General features: G+C 57.2%; 12 protein-coding genes. 8 read left to right on the forward strand and 4 right to left on the reverse strand.

The window, feature by feature from the left end:
* Window positions 1–6 precede the first annotated feature (6 nt).
* Entirely contained in the window at window positions 7–654 is a 648-nt protein-coding gene (gene zinT / locus ACK13D_RS02840; protein ID WP_341576043.1) for a metal-binding protein ZinT, read from the reverse strand.
* Between the two features lie 389 nt (window positions 655–1,043).
* Between zinT and katE the strand changes: the two genes are divergently transcribed.
* Window positions 1,044–3,308, forward strand: a complete 2,265-nt coding sequence (katE, locus tag ACK13D_RS02845) for a catalase HPII (protein WP_010245500.1) — start codon at window positions 1,044–1,046, stop codon at window positions 3,306–3,308.
* Between the two features lie 67 nt (window positions 3,309–3,375).
* Here katE and ACK13D_RS02850 read toward each other — a convergent pair whose 3' ends face one another.
* Window positions 3,376–5,034, reverse strand: a complete 1,659-nt coding sequence (locus tag ACK13D_RS02850; protein WP_192072646.1) for a methyl-accepting chemotaxis protein — start codon at window positions 5,032–5,034, stop codon at window positions 3,376–3,378.
* Between the two features lie 222 nt (window positions 5,035–5,256).
* On the opposite strand from ACK13D_RS02850, the gene ACK13D_RS02855 reads away from it, so the two are divergent.
* Window positions 5,257–6,513: a mechanosensitive ion channel family protein gene (locus ACK13D_RS02855; protein ID WP_010245507.1), complete on the forward strand. Its 1,257-nt coding sequence runs from the start codon at window positions 5,257–5,259 to the stop codon at window positions 6,511–6,513.
* Window positions 6,514–6,567: 54 nt separating this feature from the next.
* Here the strand turns inward: ACK13D_RS02855 and ACK13D_RS02860 are convergent, their stop codons facing one another.
* Window positions 6,568–6,864: a hypothetical protein gene (locus ACK13D_RS02860; RefSeq protein WP_033767119.1), complete on the reverse strand. Its 297-nt coding sequence runs from the start codon at window positions 6,862–6,864 to the stop codon at window positions 6,568–6,570.
* A 426-nt stretch (window positions 6,865–7,290) separates the two neighbouring features.
* Here ACK13D_RS02860 and treZ point away from each other — a divergent pair, with 426 nt between their 5' ends.
* The 4 genes from treZ to ACK13D_RS02880 all read left to right on the forward strand — a co-directional run bounded on the left by treZ (window position 7,291) and on the right by ACK13D_RS02880 (window position 14,626).
* A complete protein-coding gene (gene treZ, locus ACK13D_RS02865) occupies window positions 7,291–9,075 on the forward strand; it encodes a malto-oligosyltrehalose trehalohydrolase (RefSeq protein WP_064691270.1) in 1,785 nt (594 codons plus the stop codon).
* Window positions 9,072–11,600, forward strand: coding sequence for a malto-oligosyltrehalose synthase (gene treY / locus ACK13D_RS02870; protein ID WP_418795646.1), 2,529 nt, complete (start codon window positions 9,072–9,074; stop codon window positions 11,598–11,600). The genes treZ and treY overlap by 4 nt, the downstream gene beginning before the upstream one ends.
* A gap of 59 nt (window positions 11,601–11,659) precedes the next feature.
* Complete coding sequence (glgX, locus tag ACK13D_RS02875; RefSeq protein ID WP_010245519.1) at window positions 11,660–13,735, forward strand: glycogen debranching protein GlgX; 2,076 nt, start codon at window positions 11,660–11,662, stop codon at window positions 13,733–13,735.
* Between the two features lie 126 nt (window positions 13,736–13,861).
* Window positions 13,862–14,626 (forward strand): SDR family NAD(P)-dependent oxidoreductase, encoded by a 765-nt coding sequence (locus tag ACK13D_RS02880; protein ID WP_418795649.1) that lies wholly within the window; start codon window positions 13,862–13,864, stop codon window positions 14,624–14,626.
* A gap of 114 nt (window positions 14,627–14,740) precedes the next feature.
* On the opposite strand, the gene ACK13D_RS02885 is transcribed toward ACK13D_RS02880, so the two are convergent.
* Window positions 14,741–15,013: a hypothetical protein gene (locus tag ACK13D_RS02885; protein WP_010245525.1), complete on the reverse strand. Its 273-nt coding sequence runs from the start codon at window positions 15,011–15,013 to the stop codon at window positions 14,741–14,743.
* Window positions 15,014–15,555: 542 nt separating this feature from the next.
* On the opposite strand from ACK13D_RS02885, the gene ACK13D_RS02890 reads away from it, so the two are divergent.
* A complete protein-coding gene (locus ACK13D_RS02890) occupies window positions 15,556–16,095 on the forward strand; it encodes a TetR/AcrR family transcriptional regulator (protein ID WP_010670050.1) in 540 nt (179 codons plus the stop codon).
* Window positions 16,092–17,240: an MFS transporter gene (locus tag ACK13D_RS02895; RefSeq protein WP_418795651.1), complete on the forward strand. Its 1,149-nt coding sequence runs from the start codon at window positions 16,092–16,094 to the stop codon at window positions 17,238–17,240. Before ACK13D_RS02890 ends, ACK13D_RS02895 begins: the two co-directional genes overlap by 4 nt.
* Window positions 17,241–17,270 lie beyond the last annotated feature (30 nt).

The following is a 17,270-nucleotide window of genomic DNA, read 5'->3' on the forward strand; positions in this document are numbered from 1 at the left end:
CGGCACTCAGTGGTGCAGCATCTCCTCCACGACCTGTGAGTTCATCATCTGGTAAGGGTAATAGGTCGGCCAGTTATCCATTTCCGCCAGCAGGGCTTGCTGAGAATCGTTGCCCATAAAGATATGGAAATGGGCAGATTTACGCGGCCCGATGGTGTGGTCGCTGAACTGCACATATTTCGGCGCTTTGCTGCCCGCGTCCTGGCATTCAAACAGGTAGCGCACCCCTTTTTTACCTGAGGCATAGGTCAGGATTTTGTGGCCCGCATACCGGTAGTGGCAGGCGCTGATCTGGTCGCCGATGTGGAACTCCATCACGCCATTTTCAATACCGATGGTATCGACGTCGGTGGCGTAGCCCTTGCGGTAATACGCTTTATACTCCTCTGCCGTTTTGCTGTGATCCTGCTGCGCTTTCTTCTGCCAGACCGGGTCCAGCTCCCCGCTTTGCAGCAGCGGATAAACCGACTGCCACAGGCCATCCCAGTCAGCGAGCGGACGATCTTTCACATCGCTGTCAGCAAAAACCCCTTCTGCCGCTTTCTGCTCCAGGGCTGACAGCGGTTTTCCATGTGCATGCGTGCCGTGTGCCAGCGACGGCTGGCTGACTAACAGTGCGCCCAGTAGCCCAATCCATTTACCTGCATGATTCATCAAAGTCTGATACCCCGGTCAACGTTACAAAATGAAATGTTATGATATAACATTTCCAACTTCAACCAAAAGCAGCAAACGCCAGCATTAATTTTATTAATCGGTTAATGCCCTGCATCAGGCAATGAGCGCCTCCTGCGGCGGCAGATTCTGCATCCTCTGAAAGCACACTTTCCGTATAGCAGGCGCGGGCTGGAACGCCGTTAAGCCAGACGGCACAAGGCATGAATAAGCGAAGCGATAATCCGGATTGAGAGATAAGTGCGCTTTTCTGGCGGACAAAAAAGGCACAGTCGTCACAGTTAAATGCCCGATTTAACCTCAGTATTGTTCAGGTTGTTCTATATTTAGTGTCGTCGAAAGTAAAATAACAGCTGGAGCATGAATTAATGTCGAAAGAAACAGAGAAGAAACCCCTGAGCGAGCGCGCCCCCACCACCGGTCCGGAATCCTCAGAGCCGGGTCTGGGTTCACTGGCACCAAAAGATGGTTCGCATCAGCCCCCAGCCGAACCGACTCCGCCAGGCAAGCAGCCCACCGCCCCAGGCAGCCTGAAAGCGCCTCAGACGCACAACGCCAAACTTGACCAGCTCGAAGCCAGCCGCAAAAACGGCACCGACCGCGCCCTCACCACCAACCAGGGCACACGCATCGCCAACGATCAAAACTCACTGCGCGCCGGTTCGCGCGGTCCGACGCTGCTGGAAGACTTTATTATGCGTGAGAAAATCACGCACTTTGACCATGAGCGTATCCCGGAACGTATCGTTCACGCCCGTGGCTCTGCCGCACACGGCTATTTTCAGCCTTACCGCTCCCTGAAAGATCTGACCAAAGCGCAGTTCCTCAGCGATCCCGAGCAGACCACGCCGGTTTTCGTGCGTTTCTCTACAGTTCAGGGCGGTGCAGGATCGGCTGATACCGTGCGTGACATTCGCGGTTTCGCCGCCAAGTTCTACACCGAAGAGGGTGTCTTTGACCTGGTGGGCAACAACACACCGGTATTCTTTATTCAGGATGCGCATAAATTCCCTGACTTTGTGCACGCCGTTAAGCCGGAACCGCATAACGAAATCCCGCAGGGCCAGAGTGCCCATGACACCTTCTGGGATTACGTCTCTCTGCAGCCGGAAACCATGCACAACGTTATCTGGGCGATGTCTGACCGGGGTATTCCGCGCAGCTATCGCACCATGGAAGGCTTTGGTATTCACACCTTCCGCCTGATTAACGCAGAAGGTAAAGCGACCTTTGTCCGTTTCCACTGGAAGCCGGTGGCCGGTAAAGCGTCGCTGCTGTGGGACGAGTCACAGAAACTGACCGGTCGCGATCCCGATTTCCATCGCCGCGATCTGTGGGAAGCCATTGAAGCGGGTGATTTCCCGGAATATGAACTGGGCCTGCAGCTGATCCCGGAAGAGGATGAGTTCAAGTTTGACTTCGATATTCTGGATGCCACCAAGCTGATCCCGGAAGCGCTGGTGCCGGTTGAGATTGTCGGCAAGATGGTACTTAACCGTAATCCGGATAACTTCTTTGCTGAAACCGAGCAGGTGGCGTTCCACCCGGGTCATATCGTGCCGGGCCTCGATTTCTCCAACGATCCGCTGTTACAGGGTCGTCTGTTCTCCTATACCGATACGCAGATCAGTCGTCTGGGCGGACCGAACTTCCATGAGATCCCGATCAACCGTCCTACCTGCCCGTACCATAACTTCCAGCGCCAGGGCATGCATCGTCAGGATATCGACACCAATCCGGCGAACTACGAGCCGAACTCGATCAACGATAACTGGCCGCGTGAAACCCCACCTGCTGCAGAAGGCGGTGGCTTCGAGAGCTATCAGGAGCGGATTGAGGGCCATAAAGTGCGCGAGCGCAGCCCCTCATTTGGTGAGTACTATGCGCAGCCGCGCCTGTTCTGGCTGAGCCAGACTGAAGTCGAGCAGCAGCACATCATTGGTGCCTACTCGTTTGAACTGAGTAAAGTGGCGCGTGCTTATATCCGTGAGCGTGTGGTAGATCATCTGGCACGCATCGATACTAAACTGGCGCAGGGCGTGGCGGATAACCTGGGACTCGCTCTGACGGATGAGCAGCTCAACATTCAGCCGCCTGCGCCGGTGAATGGCCTGACTAAAGATGACAGCCTGAGCCTCTACGCCATTCCGGATGGCGAGATCAAAGGTCGCCAGGTCGCACTGCTGCTCAGCGATGGTGTGAAGGCGGCTGATGTGCTGGCGATTTTGCAGGCGCTGAAAGCGGTGGGTGTTCACGCCAAACTGCTGGCTCCGCATATGGGCCAGGTGCGCGCCGATGACGGTTCAGTGCTGCCGGTCGATGCGACGTTCGCCGGTCTGCCCTCTCTGACCTTTGATGCGGTGATGGTGCCGGATGGCAATATCGATGCCCTGCTGCTGAGCGGCGATGCCCGTTACTTCCTGCTGGAAGCCTACAAGCACCTCAAGGTGATTGGTCTGGTGGGGGAAGCGCGCCGCTTTAAAGCGCAGTTCGGTCTGGAAGATGCGGATCAGGAAGAAGGTATTGTGCAGGGCGACTCGGCGGAGAGCGCGCTGATGTCTGAGTTCACTCAGGCGATGAAAGCGCACCGCGTCTGGTCGCGCAGCCAGAAGGCACAGTCCGTCCCGGCCTGATGTCAGCGGCATGATGCTGCATGCCGCGTCACAAAATAAAAAACCGCCCTTCGGGGCGGTTTTTTTATCAGAAGGTCTGCCAGTTATCGTTGTCCGCCAGGCGGGCAGGCTGAAGTTTTGGCACGGCAAGGGCTTTCGCCACCGGCGCAGCAGAGAATGCCACCTGCAGAGTGCCGGTTTTGAATACCGATACCGTTTTACGCAGGTAGCTCGCCTGCTCTTCCAGTGAGGCGGCGGCAGTCGCGGACTCCTCCACCAGCGCGGCGTTCTGCTGCGTCACACCATCCATTTCCGAGACCGCTTTGCAGACCTGCTCAATGCCACGGGTCTGTTCAGTCGAGGACGCCGCGATCTCTTCGATTAGCTGCGTGACACGACTCACCGACGTCACGATGCTCTCCATCGCGACGCCCGCCTGAGAAGCATGACCGGCACCGGTTTTAATCCGCTCGGCTGAGCGGTCGATCAGTCCCCGGATCTCCTGCGCGGCGCTGGCGCTGCGTCCGGCCAGCGAGCGCACTTCTCCGGCAACCACCGCAAATCCACGACCCTGCTCACCGGCACGCGCGGCTTCAACGGCGGCGTTCAGCGCCAGAATATTGGTCTGGAAGGCGATACTGTCGATAATGGCGATGATACCGGCGATCTGATTCGAGCTTTCGCTGATCTGATCCATGTTGGCGATGACCCGGGCGACAGTCTCACCGCCCTGCATGGCCGTGGCTGAAGCCTCTTTCGCTACCGTGGTCGCCTGCTGCGCATTGTCTGCATTGAGTTTCACCGTTGAGGTGAGCTGCTCCATACTGGCTGCGGTCTGTTCCAGCGCGGCAGCCTGCTGTTCGGTACGGGAAGAGAGATCGGTGCTGCCCGCAGAGATTTCCGCTGCACCGGTGAAGATAGAGCGGGTGGCGTCATCGACCGAGGTAATGGTCACCACCAGCGCATCGCGCATCTGTTGCAGCTCCTGAATCAGCAGGCCCATCTCATTGCGGCCTTCATGCTGAATATCAGAGGTCAGATCGCCGCCCGAAATGGCACGCATATGGCCGGTCAGCCTGCCCAGTGGGCCAATCAGCAATTTCTGCAGCCCAATCCAGACCGCGACCCCAATCACGCCGGTGATCAGGCCAATAGTCAGCAGCGCCCAGAGCGCATCCGTCAGGCTACGCTGGTTATGCTCCGAGGACGCTTTCATCAGCTGGATGTTCACTGCACGCCAGCCCTCATAGGCACTGTCGAGCTGGTCCTGCGCCGCCTGTGCTTCAAGGTTGCCGTAGCCCGCATAGTTGCCCTGCTTCAGAAAGGTAATCGAGGCCAGCATGGTGTCACGCATCTGCTGGTAGGCGGTCTGCACCTGCGTCGCCTGGGCTTCACCCTGGCCCTCTTTGCGCGGCAGCGCCTGCCAGGCTTTGAAGTCCGCATCGGCAGCAGCGGCTGACGTTTCAGCCTGCTCCAGCAGCGCAGCCATGGCCGCCAGTGATTTTGGATCCTGCTGATTTTTCAGGAAACGGATTGCCACGCGGTTGATGGTGACGCGGGTTTTGATCAGGGTTTTTACCGCGTCACTCAGGTGCTGCTGCTGCAGCGTAAGCTGCTCTGCCGCCACGAAGTTTTTGTCGGCTTTTGAGACGCCGTTATAGAACAGGAATCCGGTCAGGGTCAGTAACGCCACAAAGATCACCAGAACAGCAGCGATACCGTGAGTGATTTTAATATTTTTAAGCATGTCCGCAGGCTCATATCAGAGGAGATAAAGCTGTTATCGGCCAGCGCGGCGTTTATCTGAGTGTTGCACCAGAGAAGGTAACAATCCGCAGGATGGAGGGTGCTGTCAGCGCGCCGTTACGCAAAAAAAGCGGTGCGGCTCAGCCTGAACGCATTCGGCGCTTAACAACCGTCCCCGTGCTGTGGTTGAATTCGCCCCTTATCTTTTTTGCACGTGGTTATCATGCATTACATTCAGAGTCTGATGAGTTTTATTGAGGGAAACAGGGTACTGTCGATCAGCTTCAGCCTGTTGCTGCTGATTATGGCCGGGATGGTCACTCACCTGATCTGCAAATTTTTCATCGTCAAAGTGATCAGGAAGGTCTTTTTCAGCAGCCACAAAAAGGGCGTGCCGCTGGATAAAGATGTCCGCCTCTCTCAGAAGCTGTCAAATTTTGTGCCGGTGATTGTGGTCTACAATTTCCTGCAGTTTATGCCGGGCCTGCCTGAAAATCTGAAAGTGGCGATTCAGACCATCTGCGGCATCCTGTTTTTTGTCTATCTGTCGATCTTCTTCAACGAAGTGCTGGAGATTGTTAACAACTCCTATTCGCGCAAATCAAAACGCAAGAATCACTCGATCAAAGGCTATATCCAGATCGGCAAAATTCTGGTGCATATTATCGCCGCGATCATGATTCTGGCGATTATGTCCAACAAGTCGCCGGCGATTATCATCTCCTCGCTGGGTGCGGTCGCCGCGGTGCTGATGCTGATTTTCCAGCATACGCTGCTGTCGCTGGTGGCGAATATTCAGCTCTCCTCTAACGATGTGCTGCAACTGGGCGACTGGATTGAGATGCCGGACAGAAATATCAGTGGTGAAGTGATCGATATTGCCCTGCATACCATCACCATCCGCAACTGGGACAACACCATTTCGCGCATCCCGACCAAGAACTTCCTGACCGAGACCTACACCAACTGGCAGGCGATGTTCTCTTCGGGCGCACGCCGCATCATGCGCAGCTTTTATCTTGATCAGAAGTCGATCACCTTTGTGAATCAGGAGATGCTGCAGGCGATGAGCCAGATCCGCCTTGCTGGCGAATCGATCACTGAGCTGCTGGATGGACGTGATATCAATGCCGTGGGCGACCGCTGGTTTATGGAGAACGGTATCACCAATCTGATGGTGTTCCGTAAATACCTGACCGCCTGGCTGGCGCAGCGTGACGACATTCAGAAAGAGATGTATATCGTGGTGCGACCGCTGAAACCGTCGCCGGATGGATTGCCGGTGGAGATCTACTGCTTCACCTCCTCTATTTTCTGGGCCGATTACGAAAATACTCAGGCAGCGATTTTTGAGTATATCTACGCGATGGCCCGCCACTTTGAGCTGCAGATTTATCAGCATCCGGCAGGATCCGATTTTGCCCGTCTGGCTCAGCCGCGCCCCGACAGCCGGGACGCACAGCAGAGCGGCGGGCAGTAACCAGAATGCGCGGTGGCGATCTGCCGCCGCCGTAATTCACGTTTGTTCAGCGCATTAACTTTTACTCAGCGCATAATTCAGCACTTTGTCATTTTTCATCTGCACGGTCAGCGTCTGCCCTTCGGTGGTATTCAGGGTGCGCGCCTCGCTGTAGGTCCACTTCAGCAACCGCTGCCCGTCCGGGTAAGGTGTTTCACTGTCAGGCTGACCAAACAGCGCGATCAGCTGGGCTTTGGTGGTCTGACCGGCATGAATTTGCTGCAGATTACTGCTGTCCAGCCTGTGTCCGACCCGGTTAGAACAGGCGGAGACCAGCAACAACAACGCGGCTAACAGAACTCTTTTCCTCACGTAACATCCTTCTGAAGTGTTCAGCGCCGCAGGTCATCCGGAGCGACCTGCGCCATCGCGCATAAGCTTATAGCGAATCGGCGCCATCTGGCAGGCTTTTCTGCGCCTGGCTCCTGCTTTCGCCCCGCCGGATACAGATTCACAGCAATTAACGCAAATTAATGCCTCTCTACCCCCCGCCGCCCTGCGATTGCAACATCTTAGTCTATGATTACTCTCTGTATGCCGCGTGGAAGCGGTCTCACGGCCCGTTTTCCGCCACACCACGCTGAATACCAGTCCGGCTTTCTGACTGAAGAGACGCGCCAGCCCACCTGGCCTCCTGGTCTCGCTGATAGCTTTAAGATTTTTTGACGCTTGCGTCATCGACATCCTTTTCGTGCGGTGGCCACCATCGCGCATTTCCAGGCTAAATGAGGCAACTGAATGGAATCCAAATCTTTTTTTAAAAGTTGGGGCGCTGAACGGGTTGCCAGCGACGAGGTGCGTTTCCGCCTCTGGGCAACCGGTCAGCAACGCGTGACGCTGCGGCTCTCCGGTAAAGACATTGAGATGACGCCGCAGGCTGACGGCTGGTTTGAAACTCAGGTCGCTGGTGTGGCAGCCAATGCCGAATATGATTATGTGCTGGCCGATGGTACAGCGGTGCCCGATCCCGCCGCCCGCGCTCAGAAAGCAGAGGTCAATGGCCCGTCGCTGGTGATCGATCCTGACGCTTATCAGTGGCAGAACACGAGCTGGAAGGGTCGTCCATGGCAGGAGTCGGTGGTCTATGAACTGCACATCGGCACCTTTACGCCTGAGGGCACCTTCCGGGCGGCGATTGAGAAGCTGCCAACGCTGGCTGAAACCGGCATTACCATGATTGAAGTGCTGCCGGTGTCGCAGTTCGGCGGTAATCGCGGCTGGGGCTACGATGGCGTGCTGCTCTATGCACCGCATGCTGCCTACGGCACACCCGATGATTTTAAAGCCTTTATTGACGCAGCACACGGCCACGGTCTGTCGGTAGTGCTGGATATCGTGCTGAACCACTTCGGCCCGGAGGGCAACTATCTGCCGCTGCTCTCACCAGACTTCTTCCACAAAGAGCGCCAGACGCCATGGGGCGCCGGTATCGCCTATGACGTTGATGCGGTGCGCCGCTATATTGTGGAAGCGCCGCTCTACTGGCTGCAGGAGTTTAATCTGGATGGCCTGCGCTTTGACGCCATCGATCAGATTGACGATCCCAGCGACAAGCATGTGCTGATTGACATTGCTGAGCGCATCCGCGCCACGATTACCGATCGCCCTATTCATCTGACCACCGAAGATTGCCGTAACGTCACCTTCCTGCATCCGCGTGACGAAAACGGGGACGCTCCGCTGTTTACCGGCGAATGGAACGATGACTTCCACAACGCCGTGCATGTGCTGGCAACCGGTGAAAGCCACGCCTATTACCAGGATTTCGCCGACCAGCCGGAACAGCGGGTAGCGCGGGCGCTGGCAGAAGGCTTTGTCTATCAGGGCGAAGTCTCGCCGCAGTCGGGCGAGCCACGCGGCGTGAAAAGCAGCAGCCAGCCGCCGGTCGCCTTTGTCGACTTCATCCAGAACCATGACCAGACGGGCAACCGTGCGCAGGGCGAAAGGCTCATCAGCCTGGCCGGCGCAGAGCGCACCCAGGTGCTGCTGGCGATGTTACTGGTCTCGCCTCATATTCCGCTGCTGTTTATGGGTGAAGAGTATGGCGAAACCCGGCCGTTCCTGTTCTTCACCGATTTCCACGGCGATCTGGCCAAAGCGGTGCGTGAAGGTCGCGCAAGAGAGTTTGAAGGCCATGCCGGTCACGGCGAAACTGTGCCGGATCCCAACGATGTCACCACCTTTGAACAGTCGAAGCTTAACTGGCAGCGAACAGAAACGCCGGAAGGTCAGCAGTGGCTGGCGCTGACGCGTCAGCTGCTGGCCCTGCGTCAGCAACATATCGTGCCGCTGCTGCAGACCGCCGGTGGCGATGCCGGTCAGGTGGTGAAAACGGCGGAAGGTTTCCTCGCGGTGCGCTGGGACTTCCCGCAGGGCACGCTGTCACTGGCGCTGAACGTCGGCAACAGCACACAGCCGATCCCCGATCTGCCCGGCGAAACGCTGTTTGCCTGGCCGCAGGCCGCCAGCGAACTGATTCCCAACGCTATCGTGGTTCGCCTGGCTAAGAGAGAAGCAGAATGAATATTCCAACCGCAACGTACCGCATCCAGTTCCGCAACGGCATGACGTTTGACCGTGCGGCGGCGCTGGTGCCCTACCTGAAACAGCTGGGTATCAGCCATCTTTACGCGTCACCGATCTTCAGCGCTACTGCTGAATCGACCCACGGCTATGACGTGACCGACGTTAACCAGATCGAGCCGTCGATTGGCGGCCGTGAAGGATTTGATCGTATGGCTGCCGCGCTGAAAGCCGCCGGGCTGGGGCTGATCCTCGACATCGTGCCTAACCATATGGCCGCCTCGCTGGAGAACCCGTGGTGGCGCGACGTCATTGAGCATGGCGAACAGAGCCGCTATGCGCATTACTTCGATATCGACTGGTCACGCCGCCTGACGCTGCCGTTCCTCGGTGACACCTTTGAGGCGGTGCTGGCCAACGGCGAGATCAGCGTGAAGCGCGATCCGCAGACCGGCAAACCGGCGCTGGCCTACTTCGACAATTTCTATCCGCTGGCACCTGATACCTGGCAGGATCGGGAAGAAGCGGTACTCGCCCTCCGCGACGCGGCGGAGATTGCTGAACTGCATGACCAGCAGCCGTGGCGGCTGATGTCGTGGCGCGATGCGCCCAACGATCTCTCCTACCGTCGCTTCTTTGAAGTCACCGGTCTGGTAGGCGTGCGCGTGGAAGACAAAACGGTCTTCGATGCCGCGCATCAGCTGATCCTGGAACTGGTTCACAGCGGTGCGGTGCAGGGCTTACGCGTCGACCACGTGGATGGCCTGGCCGATCCGCACGGCTATCTGGAACAGTTACGCCAGGCTGCCGGTCCCGACTGCTATCTCACCGTGGAGAAAATCCTGGGTGACAATGAACAGCTGCCTGATGCATGGCCGGTTTCCGGCACCACCGGATATGAATTTATGGCCGCACTCGCCAATCTGCTGGTCGACAGCGATCAGCTGAGCGGACTGCGCAAAGCGTATCAGGCCATCATCGGTAAAACCGTTGATATGAAAGCGGAGCTACGCGCCGCCAAACTGCTGATGGCAAACCGCAATTTTGCCGGTGAATTTAACCGGTTACTGCAGCTGGCACTGAAGATTGCCGACGCAGAAGGCACGCCACAGCCGGAGGCGGAACTGAAGAATGCGCTGCGTGAACTGCTGGTGGCGTTCCCGGTCTATCGCACCTACGGTACGCCGCAGGGCCTGACGCCAGCCGACACCGCGCTGTTGCAACAGGTGGTCAGCGAGGTCAAAGCCAGTGCCCATGCGCCCGACAGTCAGGCGCTTGATTTCCTGACCCATATTCTGCGCGCAGAGGTTGCCGACTCCGCTCGCGACGATGCCACGCAATTCCGCACCCGCTTCCAGCAGCTGACCGGACCGCTGATGGCGAAATCGGTGGAAGATACCCTCTTCTTCCGTCAGCACATGGCGCTGGCGCTGAATGAAGTCGGCGCTGAACCGCTGGCGCGCCACTTCTCGCTGGATCAGTTTCACGCTGAAATGCAGGCGCGGCGCGAACATCAGCCCGATGCGCTGTCGGGCACCTCCACACACGACACCAAGCGCGGTGAAGATGCGCGTGCGCGACTCTATACCCTTACCGAAGCGCCGCAACGCTGGGCGGAATGCGTCAACCGCTGGCGGGAGATGAACCACGATAAGATCGTACGCCTGAAAGATGGTCCGGCACCCGAACCGGCCGTGGAGTGGATGCTGTATGAAGCGCTGGCGGGCGTCTGGCCAACCACCCTGCAGCCGCAGGATGCGGAAGGTCTGGCGGCGCTGGAAGCCCGCTTTGTGGTCTATGTGGAAAAAGCGCTGCGTGAAGCCAAGCTGCGTACCGACTGGGCCGACAATAACGACGCCTATGAGGAGGCAGTGCTGGGCTATGCCCGTCACCTGCTTGCGCCCGCCAACAGCACCTTCCTCAGTGACTTCTGCCAGTCGCTGCAACCCTTTATGCGTGCCGGTCTGGTCAACAGTCTGACCCAGACTGTGGTGAAGCTTACGGCGCCTGGCGTACCCGATATTTATCAGGGCAGCGAGGCACTGGACTTCAGCCTGGTCGATCCGGATAACCGCCGCGAACCCGATTTCGACGCGCTGGCGGCGATGCTTAACGCGCCACAGCACGACGGCAGCGAGGCGCACTGGCTGCGTGGTCAGGTCAATCAGCAGGCGATTGTGAAGCTGCTGACGCTGCGTCAGCAGCAGCCTGCCCTGTTCCGCCACGGTGACTATCTGGCACTGTCGGCAGAGGGCGAGCAGCAGAATAATGTGCTGGCCTTTGCCCGTACCGGACAGGATCAGGCGGTAATAGTGGTTGTGTCACGCCGGGTCTTTAACCAGCTGCCGGAGAATCTCGACCAGCCGCCCGCTGCGCGCTGGGCTGACACGGTCATTGCGCTGCCCACCGCACTGAGCCAGCGCCGCTACCAGGATGTGCTGACCGGTAAAACGGTGGCTGCGGACGACCAGTTGCCGCTTACCGGGCTGGCATCGCAGTGGTGTGCCGTGCTGGTGGCACAGTGAATTCCGGAAAGAACTTTTTTTATTACGCGTCAATCTGTTCATTGAATAACGAGGCATAAATGTCAAACAGTCAGCGTTTTGAAATTACGGCGGGATACAGCCATTTACTGGGGGCCAACTTTGATGGTCAGGGCGTGAACTTCGCCCTGTTCAGCGCCCACGCCGAGCGGGTTGAACTCTGTCTGTACGATCCCAGCGGTAAAACGGAAATTGCCCGTCTGGAGCTGCCGGAATATACCCATGAAGTATGGCACGGCTATATTCCGGGCCTGCAGCCCGGCGCGCTCTATGGCTATCGCGTTTATGGCCCTTATGACCCGGAAAATGGTCATCGCTTTAACCCGAACAAGCTGCTGCTCGATCCCTACGCCCGTGAACTGGCGGGAGACATCGCGTGGAACGAGGCGCACTTCGCTTACGATCTCTATCATGACGATAAAGATCTGACCTTCGACAGCCGCGACAGCGCGCCGTTTACGCCAAAGTGCCGGGTGATCGATCCCAACGAATTCGACTGGCAGGATAAAAACCGCCCGAATGTGCCGTGGCCGAAAACCGTCATCTATGAAACCCACGTTAAGGGCTTCACGCAGCTCAACACCGCCCTGCCACCTGAAATGCGCGGCACCTTTGACGGCATGAGCCACAAATCGACCGTCGACTACATCAAAAGCCTGGGCATTACCTCGGTCGAACTGCTGCCGGTACACTGGTTCCCGGATGACCAGCACCTGCTGGATAAAGGGTTGAAAAACTTCTGGGGATATAACACGCTGAACTTCTTTGCCCCCGCCACCCGCTACTTTGGGCCGCGCGGCATTCAGGGCTTCCGTGACATGGTGCGAGCCTTCCATGATGCCGGTATTGAGGTGATCCTCGACGTGGTCTACAACCACACCGCCGAGGGGAATGAGCTGGGGCCAACGCTGTCGTTTAAAGGCATCGATAACTTCTCCTATTACCGTACGTTGCCAGACCAGCATCGCTATTACATCAACGACACCGGTACCGGTAACACCGTCAACACCTCGCATCCGCGTGTGCTGCAGATGGTGCTCGATTCGCTGCGTTACTGGTCGGAATCAATGCACATCGACGGCTTCCGTTTCGATCTGGGTACCATTCTCGGTCGCGAGCCTGATGGTTTTGACCCGCGCGGCGGCTTCTTCGATGCCATCATGCAGGACCCGGTCCTGTCGCAGAAAAAGCTGATTGGTGAACCCTGGGATATCGGTCCGGGCGGCTATCAGGTGGGCAGCTTCCCGCCAGGCTGGGCAGAATGGAACGATCAGTATCGCGATACGGTGCGTGACTACTGGAAAGGCAACAACGTCTCCACAGACTTTGCCGCACGCCTGCTGGGTTCCGGCGATCTCTACGATCAGCACGGTCGTCGTCCATGGGCCAGCGTCAACTTTATCACCGCACACGATGGCTTCACCCTCAATGATCTGGTGTCGTACAACGACAAACATAACGCGGAGAATGGCGAAGACAACAACGACGGCCACAACGACAACCGCTCCTACAACTACGGAGTTGAAGGCCCGACCGATGATGAAGGCATCAACGCGGTGCGCGAGCGTCAGAAGCGCAACTTCCTCGCCACGCTGATCTTCTCACACGGTACGCCAATGCTGCTGGCGGGCGACGAGTTTGGCCGCAGCCAGATGGGCAACAACAATGGCTACTGCCAGGACAGCGAAATCTCCTGGGTACACTGGGATAACCTGCCGGAATCTGCCGAGGCGCTGCGCGAGTTCACCCGCCAGATCCTGACGTTACGTGCTCAGCAGCCGTTACTGCGCCGTGAAAACTGGCGTGATGGCATGGATATCAAATGGTTTAACGCCGGTGGCGGCTTCCAGCAGGCTGAGCAGTGGGATGAGGGATCAACGCTGGGGGTTTATATCGGCCGACCGGACCTCCAGACCGAGGAAGGCATCTGGCACGACGTCCTGATGCTGTTCAATCCGTTTGAAGGCAATGTACCGTTCCAGATCCCGCAGTTTGGTGAAGGCGGCTGGGTGCTGGAACTGACCACCAGCGACACCGCGAAGCGCGGTCTGGTGATCACCAAGGAGAAGGATTTCGAACTGGAAGGACGCAGCTTCGCCCTGTTCAGACGTCCATAGCCGCTGACCCGATTAAAAAGCAGTCATCTGGCGCAGCGCATTTCGCGCTGCGCTTGTGTTTCTGGCGATCGCTGCCAGGCTTAACCGGTTGTTAACAGTGAGAATTGATGCTGAAAAGGAGGCATAATGTCCAGATTTACGCAGAAAGTTGTGGTTGTGACAGGTGCCGGATCCGGCATTGGCGAAGCCAGCGCAAAACGCTTCGCTGAAGAGGGTGCATCAGTGGTGCTGGTGGGCCGTACCGCGCAGAAACTAGAAGAGACGCTGGCCGACATGACGCCCGGCGATCACCTGGTGGCTGCCTGCGACGTCTCAGAAGCCGCACAGGTTAAACAGCTGTCAGAAACCGTCCTGAAGAAGTATGGCCGTGTTGACGTGCTGGTAAATAACGCCGGCGTCATCGTGCAGGGCCGCATCCATGAAGTCGACCTCGACGCATGGAAAACCCTGATGAAAACTGACCTTAATGGGGTTTTCCACGGCGTACACTATTTCATGCCTGCCCTGTTAAAGAGCAAAGGCAACGTGGTTAACATCTCTTCCGTTTCCGGTTTAGGCGGCGACTGGGGCATGAGCATCTACAACGCGGCTAAAGGGGCGATTACCAACTTCACCCGTGCGCTGGCGATGGACTACGGCGCAGATGGCGTACGGGTCAATGCAATCTGTCCCGGCTTTACCTTTACCGATCTGACCGAAGATGCCAAACAGGATCAGGCGCTGCTGGAGCGCTTTTACGACCGTATTCCACTGCGCCGGGCCGGTGAAGCGGATGATATCGCCCGTGCCATTCTCTTTATTGCCAGCGATGAAGCCAGTTATATTACCGGCGTTAATCTGCCGGTTGATGGCGGAATTACCGCTTCAAATGGCCAGCCTAAACAGGCTTAAATAAAGAACAGGGCAGCGTCTTTACGCTGCCTTTTTTTATTCTAACCGGCCCGCAGCATTAATTCCCTTTATTATCCTTCTGCCACAGCAGAACAATAACTGCCTGCATACAAATTAATGTTTTGGCGTATGGCGGGTTGGCGTTGCCGCGCGTGCAGGTTTAATTGCCGTGCTGCTGGTCGGGCAAATAAAAGTGCTCAGACAGGCATTACAGAGTATGGCATTAGCGTGATGAACTTTCGCCACGGCCAGCGCCTGCTGGCGGGTATAAAGCGAACCAATAAAAACGCGTTTATCGTTCTTTGACAGATTAACGCAACCTTCTTTGTGTAAAATCCATCCACCCATGGGACGCGGGCACAGATAATAGTAGCTGGCTTTGAGCATGGTAGTCATCCTGATAGTTGCTGTATGTATCTTAAAAAACGAACCAAAATTCGTAAGAGGTTTTTTTTGTAATCTGAAGCTTTATTAAACTAACTGAGAATTATCCCTAAAACCACTTTATTGCGTAAGTCTGGCTGACTTTGAGAATATGCCCTTTTTCATTGCTTATGTCGCTTCAGGCATTCCACGCGCTGTAACGCCCTCACCCTCACTGTCGCCCCGCTTACATTTATACTGCTAATGCATCATTAAAAAAGCAAAAAACAAAATAAAATTTAAAAAACAATAGTTTATAAAATCAATCCGCGCGCCATGGGTGACGCGCTACTCAGATATGATTAGAGCAGAAGCTGAAAAATATCATCCCCGCAGGGGTATTTATGAGTATTGATAAACTGAACCTGAATAAGAGTGAAAGTGGTGCACAGTGTGCCTTTAAGCGGAACGCCAGCTCCCCTGGCATCAGGGATTTATCAATACCGGCGGGCGTAATTAACAGCGACCGGCTTGAAAAAGTAAAACGATCGGTTTACTTTTAAAGCATGAAAAAGAGAAACGATATCATCCAGGCCGCCGAGCGGCTCTTCTACACCCACGGTTTCCACGCCACCAGCACCGACAATATCTGTCGCGAAGCGGGCGTCTCTACCCGCACGCTCTATCATCACTTCGCCTCACGCGAAGCGCTGACCGCAGCGGTACTCGACGCGCGCGAGCAGCGCTTTATGGCCGATCTGCTGCCACCGCAACAGCCTGATGCGATAGCGCATCTGTTCAGGGTGCTGGGCGAGTGGACGGCAGCGAACGGTGCCCGTGGCTGCTTCTTTCTTAAAGCCTGGGGAGAGTATGCCGAGCGGGACAGCGAACTGGCCGCTCAGGCGCTGGCCTTCCGGGCCACGATGCGGGCTTATATCACCCTTTGTGTGACGCATCTGCGCGGTGCTGAAAATAAGTCGCTGAGTGATGCTATCTGGATACTCTTTGAGGGTGCCATTACCACGGCGCTGATTACCGGTCCCGCCGCTGCTCAACAGGCGGCGCAGGTCGTCAGTCAGTTACTTCAGAACAGGGCGACAGGATGAGATCGCCCATCGCGCTGGCGCTGACCGGCTTCAGCCTGATCGCCGTGACCTATGGCATGGCGCGCTTCTCATGGGGATTGATGCTGCCCGCTATCTCAGCGGAGATCCCCTTCAACCCGCAGCAGGCGGGTATGCTGTCAGCCTGCAGCTTTGTGGCATATTGCCTCACTATTCTTACCGCAGCCGCGCTGGCGGATCGCTATGGCACCCGGCTGACGGCGCTGCTGGCCTCACTCAGTGCGACGGCGGGTCTGCTGCTGCTCGCCTGTGCCTCATCAACGCTGCTGCTGGCGGCCGGACTCTTTATTGCCGGATTGAGTGCCGGTCTGGCTTCACCTGCCCTGGCGGCGGCAGTCAGCGATCAAATCCCTGCTGCGGGTCAGCCGCGCATCAATACCCTGATCAATGCCGGCACCAGCGCGGGCATTATCCTGACGGTGGTCATCCTGAGCGTTCTGCCCGGCGGCTGGCGTGCCGCCTGTCTGCTGTTCGCTTTGCTGTCGCTGGCCTGTGTGCTGCCGGTGATGCGCGTGTTATCGGGTCACGCCGCCAGCCGCCCCACCAGAGTGCGTCACTGGCACCAGCGGCTGTATCGCCGCTCCATGCATCGGCTGATGAGTATTGCCTTGATTTCGGGTCTGGTCAGTGCAGCCTGGTGGAGCTTTGGGTCAGCGCTGCTGCGACAGCATGTCGGTGTGGATGAAGAGACCGCCCGCTTACTCTGGCTGATTGCCGGAGGCGCAGGCATCGTGGGTGCGGCAACCGGCCCGGTCGCTGCCCGTATCGGGCTGAAGGGTGTATACCGGCTCTCACTGTGCGGGATGGCAGTGCCACTGCTGGTGCTGGCCTGGAGTCGGGGCGAATCCACCGGCTTAGCGATCGCGGTTGCCTGCTGTGGCGCAGGTTACGTCACGCTATCGGGCGTGCTGCTGGTGTGGGGCGCACGCGCCACTGCTGAAGATCCGGCGACCGGCGTCGGCATCCTGTTTTTTATGCTGGCGGTGGGCCAGGTAGCGGGATCGCTGCTGTTTGGTCAGCTCTACGCCTCTTTGGGAGCCAGTACGGCATTGACGCTGTTTGCGTTCAGCGCCCTGCTGCTGCTGTTTATTGCACCCGCGCAGAACAGCAGCGAGTCGGGTAAATAAGCAGGCGTAAACGAATGGGTTGGCAGAAAA

The sequence above is a fragment of the Pantoea sp. K16 genome, assembly GCF_048452805.1.
Classification (GTDB): Bacteria; Pseudomonadota; Gammaproteobacteria; order Enterobacterales; family Enterobacteriaceae; genus Pantoea; species Pantoea agglomerans.